At 36.5% G+C, this 7775-nt stretch carries 3 protein-coding genes; 2 read left to right on the top strand and 1 reads right to left on the bottom strand.

Annotated elements, in window-relative coordinates:
- Positions 1-190, top strand: a 190-nt coding sequence (locus QVB70_RS00345; protein WP_287582242.1) for a hypothetical protein, incomplete at its 5' end; no start/stop codon positions are given.
- A gap of 12 nt (positions 191-202) precedes the next feature.
- On the opposite strand, the gene QVB70_RS00340 is transcribed toward QVB70_RS00345, so the two are convergent.
- Positions 203-4351, bottom strand: a complete 4149-nt coding sequence (locus QVB70_RS00340; protein ID WP_287582240.1) for a hypothetical protein — start codon at positions 4349-4351, stop codon at positions 203-205.
- A gap of 396 nt (positions 4352-4747) precedes the next feature.
- Between QVB70_RS00340 and QVB70_RS00335 the strand changes: the two genes are divergently transcribed.
- A partial coding sequence (locus QVB70_RS00335) for a CoB--CoM heterodisulfide reductase iron-sulfur subunit A family protein (RefSeq protein ID WP_287582238.1) occupies positions 4748-7775 on the top strand: 3028 nt, incomplete at its 3' end.

Raw genomic sequence — 7775 nt, 5'->3', positions numbered from 1 at the left:
CGATAAAGGTATTATGACCACTGAACGTCTAAAAACCGTACGTACTGCAGCAAAAAGAGAATACACTTCCAATAATAGAACTATGACTTTATTACCCGCCATTCATAGTCTGATAATGAAAGAGTTAACCGAATTGGCCATGAAAGAAGCCGAAGCTCAAAAAAGAACTGATATATCTGATTCTGAATAACTATTTTTAATTTCACTCGATTTCAAGTAGTTGTTTAACATCCATCCCTAATTCCATGGCACGTAATGTGATTTCTCTTTCGTCTAAATGAAGAATCAAGTTTTGCAAAGGAAAGTTTGCGTTAAGTTGTTTGAGAACAAAGATACATCTTTTTAGGACTTTCACTGCACGATCAAAATCATCAAAAGCTAATTGATCTGAGAGATTTTCAAACACTCTAGTCATGCCGATAAAGTCCTCAAAACTGCGGAAGTGATCAGCGGCCTTATAAGCGTATTCTACCATTAAATCTTGACTGAATTCTTGAACTAGAAATGAAAATTTCTCGTATAATTTTGCACTTATTCGTGCTCTGTTTTCTACTTGTAATGTCTGTAAAACTTCCTCAAAAACTGCCCTAGCCGCCTCAATAAATTCCGCACTTGTGAATTCTTCAGAAAGGCTTAAAAGAAGGTTCTCTAAAGTTTTAAGATCTTTAACTTCAGAGACTAATGTTTGAACAAACTTTTGTGCAGCTCTAACACCTTCTGTTTTCAATAGTTTTTGGATAGCTTGCTTTGCATATTCTTCAGCGGCATCAGGATTCTTAATTGTGTAATATATCTTTATAATTTCAAGCGTAAATTGAGCACTATCTTCATATCTTCCTAAAGTATCAAGTTTGTCTATATATTTCTGCGCAATATCAATAGCCTTAGTTGGATCGTGAGCTTTAGTGATCTCAATTGCAGTTAACATCATTGTATTTGCCAGTTCAATATTTTGAGTTTCTGCGGCTAGCAGTTTTTTAACAAATCGAATGCAAAGTGCTGCGGCGTTTGTCCATTCTTCCGTCTTCGCTTTCAATTCAGCCAGGGTTTTGATTATTTCAGCTTGATCAGTTATTTTGAATTGATCATTTGTTTCAAAGGACTCAACAAGTTCCTGTAAAAAATTAATTGCATCATCATGTTTTTCTGATTTGAAGAAGTGGTGAGCCGCTGTCTTAGCATGCTTAACAGCACGATTGTACTGATTTAAAGAAATCAATTGTTCACAGAATTCTCTACTGATTATAGCTGCAATCGTCTCTCTATGTTCAGCGAGATTCATCTCAACAATAAACTCAATTAATTTTTCAGCCCATCCAATATCTCCAGTTGCAACTATCTGATCTTTATATTGTGTAAGCAGCACAGTCCCTTTCCCTATGCCTTTAGATGCTTTAAAAAACTCCCTAAGTTGTGTGATGTATTCATATGCAGTTTCATAGTTTTTCTGCTGAATCAAAAATTCAATAAATGGCTTTAAAATATCTATTCCTGCGTTATAATCGTGATCAACATTAATTGCCCGGTTTAAAAGTTGTTCAGTCAATTTCTTTGCTAAACTTAAGTCTTTGTCTTGTAAAATCTCTCTGTGTTCCGCTAATATAGTATATGCACTATCTATGTCTGCCATTTCTTCATAAAGTGTCGCTACCTGAGTGATGTATTCTAAGCAACTCGCGTAGACTTCGTTTTTAATTAGAATATCAATTGTATTCTCTAAGATTGGAATAAGCAATCTGAGTAAACGCTTTTCTTGATAATAATCAGTGATGTATGAAATAACTTTGAAGCCTTCTTCTGATTTCGAATTGACAAATATCTCATACGTGTCTAAATAAACTTTAATCGCTGTATAGGTATCTCCAGATGCTTCATAGGACTCATAAGCTTTTTCTAGATATTCTAAAGCAAGGCTATAGTTCTCGGTTTTAAGAATCGCTTTTGCAAATGAAAAATTAAATTCAGCAACTCGTTTTGGTGCATTTGGTCCTCCAAGTTGTGAGATATATTCACTAACCTGATTAATAAACTCTGTAGCTAGATGCAAATCATCATCTTTGCATAACATCGGAAGCGCTTTTTCGTTATAAATTTTAAGTGCTTCATCGATATCTTCAGTATATTCTATTAATGTGAATAAACGATCAATGACTTCCTTAGCTTCACCAATTTCCTTCATTTTAGCTGCTGAACTTAGTGTTATTTCAGCTGTTTTATCAAAATCATCTTCATAAGATTGTATGGCGAAATCTGTAAATGTAATCAGATATTCACGTGCTTCACTCATCTGGTTGATCTTGATCAGGTCATCAACGGTTTCAAAGCCAAACTTAACGATTTTTTCAAATTCCTTTTGTTCAATGAAAATCTTTATGACAGCATTTACAAACTCTAAAGCTATAAGATATTTCTTTTCTTCTTCTTTCATTAGTCTTTTTGAAAGAGTAGATGCAAGTTCAAGTACTAGATCATCTTTACCTTCCTCTTGGAAATACTTAAAGCCCCTTTGCGAGAGTATAACTGCTTCTTCTTCCAATCTTTCATTTTCTGAAAGTAAATTGATAGCTTTTTCAGCAGTCTCCAGTAGATCAAATCGATCTTCTAACGTTTCATAAAAATTAAGTGCTGATGTAAAGAATTCAACAATCTCTTCTTTAACTAAATTGTTCAATTCGTGATCATCTTCCGATACCTGGTCAAAATTGTTTAACAGGAATTCCCCGTATTCAACCGAATACTCCGCAAGTGTTCTCATTAGATCGGCTTTTTGTAATACTTCAACCGTTCTCTTCATATATTGAATAATTACACGTAAATCAACTCGATATTCTGAATAACGTTTTATCAATGCATCTACTAGCATACTACAAAGTTTTGAAGCATCTAATAGCTGCCCTCGCTCAATTAATTTATTGATACTTTCATCCGCAAACTCAATGAAGAGATCAATATCTAATTCTAATAACTGCTCTGTAATATTCATTCTTAGTTTATTGGCATCAGAATATTTTTCTCGCATATCAAGCAATGAAATTGCTTTTGAACCGAATTTTATTACGCCTAGTGAGTTCTTCAACTCACCGAATTTCCTTAATAACTCAATTGAAAGTTCTGTCGCTTTTTCAATATCTTTATTTTCTTGAACAACCTGTAAGAAATGTTCAACTGCTTGATTGATAACAAGTTCCTCTTGAGGCCTTTGTCGGAGTTCCTGTATTACCTGTAGTACTTTTTCTGCCGCTAACAAAGCAGCTGATAAAGAAATTTGCGGAATTCCTTGATTCAATACTCTTGCTATGTCTTCGTCAGTGAGTTCATTAATTTGTAACGTTTTTGACAAACTCTCTCCTGTATTAGTCGAAGAAAATGAGAGAAGCCATTTGTCCGCTCCACGTCGATAAATATGTCCAGTTACGTCTTCCACATGTGCGATCCGGATGTCTTTTAGAAAGGCCATTCTTTCCTCGTCTTTCACACTGTCTTTCATCAACTCAATATAACGATCAACATCTTTAGCAGTTCTTAATTCTTTTACGATTTCTTCCAGTGAAGGCATTTCTTCGATAGATATCTCATCACCACTTGATACTGAAACCTCTTCTTTCGGAAAATATTCTTCGATGTTGTTTAAGACGTCAACAAGTTTTTCTGCAGCATCATATGCTCCTGAAAAGGAAAAAAATTCTAACTGCTCATTTAACTTATCTGCAACATCATCTACAACTGTTGATGAAATATTTATTGCGAATGGGCTCTCTGATCGTCCATGAATTGCCATTATTTGCCATTCATTTGGACTTCTCGCATGAATTTGAAGTGTGGTTTTTCCGCCCTCTACTACTATCTCTTTTATTAACAGTTCGGGCTTTTCTTCTGAGATTTCGCTTATGGGTGTTTCAATAGTTTCTGAAAGTGGTGTTTCTGTTTCTTTAATTTCTTCAACTTCAACAAGAGTCTCTTTTGTTTCTTCAGTTTCACTAATATCGGTAAGAGGAATTTCTTCTTCTTCTTCAATTTCTGCTAGGTCTTCAGGTGTCTTATTCAGAACATCCATGTCATCTCTGTTCTGCCATGTGTAATTATCTGGGTTTTCTATGACATCTAAAACCTTATTAACAGCGGCTTTCAATCCTGAGATCCCATATGATGAGAAATAATCAGCCATATTCTCTGTAATTGATTCAATAAGTTTGTCTTGATCAGGGTTGAGAATATTTCCCTTAAATAATACTGCTGATCCGTCTTTAACAAATGTAAAAGACCATAAGTACTTTCCTTTTTTTTCGATATAGCAAGCTACACTTTCTGTATATGGTAACTCTATTACAGCGACATTTTCTTCTGTTGACATTAGACAACCCATTCTATTGACATTTGTTGTTATTTAGATTTTTAACTAACTTTACGTGAATTTCTGGTGATTATAAACATCCCTGTTCGTGAATAAGCTCATTCAGCAGATCAATATAATTCTCATCTACACAAAATATATTTCTTCCGATGTTTATTAAATCAGTGCTTGGGTTTAGATGGAGCAGAAAAACGCTATACTGTGAATTAATGTGTAGATGTTGTTTCTAACGAGATTAACGAAATTATTAATCAGCATTTTACAATAAAGACATCTATCTTCCCATCTCTTAGTTTAGTTTGTTCTAATGATGAAGATTTATGTTAATTCAAAAAATCTTTAAGGTAAAAGCAGTATTGTGGATAGGCAAGAAAACGTTCAATATTGGGGATTTATATGGCCACAGATGCTATACAACAGGTTCTGATCATTGGAGGAGGAGTAGCAGGCATACAGGCAGCATTAGATCTGGCTTCACAGGGCGTCAATGTATATTTAGTAGAAAAAGAACCAAGTATTGGTGGAAAGATGGCCCAATTGGATAAGACCTTTCCGACGAATGATTGTTCTATGTGTATTTTAAGCCCAAAGATGGTAGAATGTTCCCGACATCCAAATATCAGACTTTGGACTTACAGTGAAGTACTAGACGTTCAAAGGACTGACCAAGGTCATTTTAAAGCTAAAATCTTGAGAAAACCACGATATGTTGATGAGGAGAAATGTACTGGTTGTGGAATATGTGCAATGAACTGTCCGGTAAAAAGTATAAATGAATTCAATGTTGGATTGGATAAACGAGCAGCCACTTATGTTCCTTTTCCTCAGGCCGTTCCTCTTATATATACGATTGATGAAAACCATTGTCTTAACTTCACTTATGGGATATGTGAAACCTGCAGAAACATGTGTCCTGCTGGAGCTGTTGATTTTACCCAAGAGCCTATTGAAACGATTATAGATGTTGCAGCTATCATTGTCGCTACTGGATTTGAACTTCTAGATCCCTCTCCATTTACTCGTTATGGTTATCTGCAGTATAAAAACGTCTTAAGTTCGTTAGAGTTTGAACGACTTCTAAGTGCGTATGTACCGACTGGAGGTCATGTGCTCTGCCCATCAAATGGAAAAGAGCCGAAAACTATCGCCTTTATTGCATGTGTTGGATCACGGGATTGTGTTCACGTCAATGCTCGCCCATACTGCTCTAAAATCTGTTGTACTTACGCAACCAAACAGGCTATAATTGCACGCGAGCATGACCCGCATATAGATGCATATATTCTTTACAATGATCTTCGGACATTTGGCAAGGGATTTGAAGAATATATCAATAAAGCAGAAGAGACTTATGACATAAAATACCTTAAATCTTTGCCAGGAGAGATAATGGAAGATCATCAGACTGGAGAATTGCTTATAGGCTATGGAGATTTTTCAACGCTCGAAAAACAGATACTAAAAACGGATTTAGTAATTTTATGCCCTGCAATGATTCCTTCTAGTGGCAACGACAAATTATCAAAAATTTTAGACGTTGAACTTGATGAATATGGTTTCTTTAAAGCAAAGGATGCAACAGATCCTGTAACTACTAATATTCCAGGTGTTTTTCTCGCTGGCGCATGTGAAGGTGTAAAGGATATACCTTTATCTGTAGCCCAAGCTAGTGCTGCAGCAGCGAAATCAGTTCTTAGGACTGAGGTAGAAATAGTAAAACCAGAGAAAGTAATAGAGGAAGACCTAACACTAGAGGAAGAACCCAGAATAGGTGCATTCATTTGTCATTGTGGTATCAATATCGGCGGCGTTGTTAACGTCCCTGAAGTAGTTGACTACGCAAAAACCCTGCCCAATGTCGTTTATGCTACTGACAATCTATATACGTGTTCTTCTGATACCCAGGAATTGATAAAGGAAAAAATAAAGGAACATCGATTGAATAGAGTTCTTGTAGCTTCTTGTACTCCCCGAACCCATGAACCCTTATTTCGAAGTACCATTGAAGAGGCTGGACTAAACCCATACCTATTTGAATTGGCAAATATTCGAGAACAGTGCAGTTGGATTCATATGCGCGAGCCTGAGGATGCTACCAAAAAAGCAAAAGATTTAGTGCGGATGGCGGTAGCTAGAACATCACTTTTAGAACCACAAGCAATCATTACGAAAGATGTAATTCCCGCTGCACTAGTAATTGGTGCAGGTGTCTCTGGTATGAGTAGTGCAAAAACAATAGCTGATAAGGGGTTCAAAGTATACTTAGTTGAAAGAGACAGTTCGGTTGGTGGCTTTATTAAACATCTTAAAAGCATTCGTACCTATGGAAATTATGAACGCGATACTAAAGAGGTTATTAGCGACCTAGAAAAAAGTATACGCTCCCATGAAAATATAGAACTGATGCTTGCAACGGAAATAAAAGAAGTTACTGGCTCAATTGGAGATTTTTCAATCATTTTACAGGGTGATACTGAAAAAACTGTAAATGTCGGAACAATAATTGTAGCAACTGGTGGTACCGAATTAAAACCGGTTGGCTATTATGGCTATGGTGAAATTGAAAATGTTTGTACACAGACAGAACTGGAAGAATTAATACATGACGACAAAATAGACGAAGGCGGCACATTTGTGATGATAAACTGTGTGGGTGCAAGAGAAAAAGAAGGTCGTACTTATTGTTCTGCTATCTGCTGTGGTGAGTCACTTAAAAACGCAAAAGTCCTTAAGGAAAGGTGTCCAAACAGTACTATATTTGTTCTTTATCGCGATTTGAGGGTATTTGGAGCAGGAGAAGAATATTATCATGATGTTAGAGATAGCGGAGTACGCTTTTTGAGATACGATCCCGACAATCCCCCAGAAGTATCTCAGCTTGCGGATGGTAAGGTACAGGTGAAGATTACTGATACACTTCTAGAAACTACATTTGCTCTTCCCGCAGACAAAGTGATTCTATCCGCACCGTTAATTGCTCATGATAATAAAGCCTTAGCAGAAATGCTAAAAGTACCGACAGATTCACACGGATTCTTTTTGGAGGCTCATGTGAAACTACGACCTGTTGAGTTCGCAACTGATGGGATTTATCTGGCTGGAACTGCGCAGGGGCCAAAAAATGTTGAAGAAAGCGTAGCCCATGCACAAGCTGCTGCCGCTAAAGCACTAATCCCGTTAGTACTTGGATATGTGGAATCTGAGCCAATAGTTGGAGTCGTCGATCCAGATGTTTGTGTTGGCTGTGAGTTCTGCATTGATGTTTGCCAGTTCGGCGCAATTGAAATGGAGGAAGTAGAAAACAAAGAATTGAAATTCTTGAAGGAATTAAAAGCCAAAATTAATCCTGGCTTATGTAATGGATGCGGAAGCTGTTCATCTGAATGTGATGTTGGTGCAATTCGTATGAGACATTTCACGGATG

The organism is Candidatus Borrarchaeum sp. (assembly GCF_019058535.1).
GTDB classification, from domain to species: domain Archaea; phylum Asgardarchaeota; class Sifarchaeia; order Borrarchaeales; family Borrarchaeaceae; genus Borrarchaeum; species Borrarchaeum weybense.
Note: the sequence above shows the minus strand (reverse complement) of the source record. Positions and strands in the feature narration are given on the sequence as shown.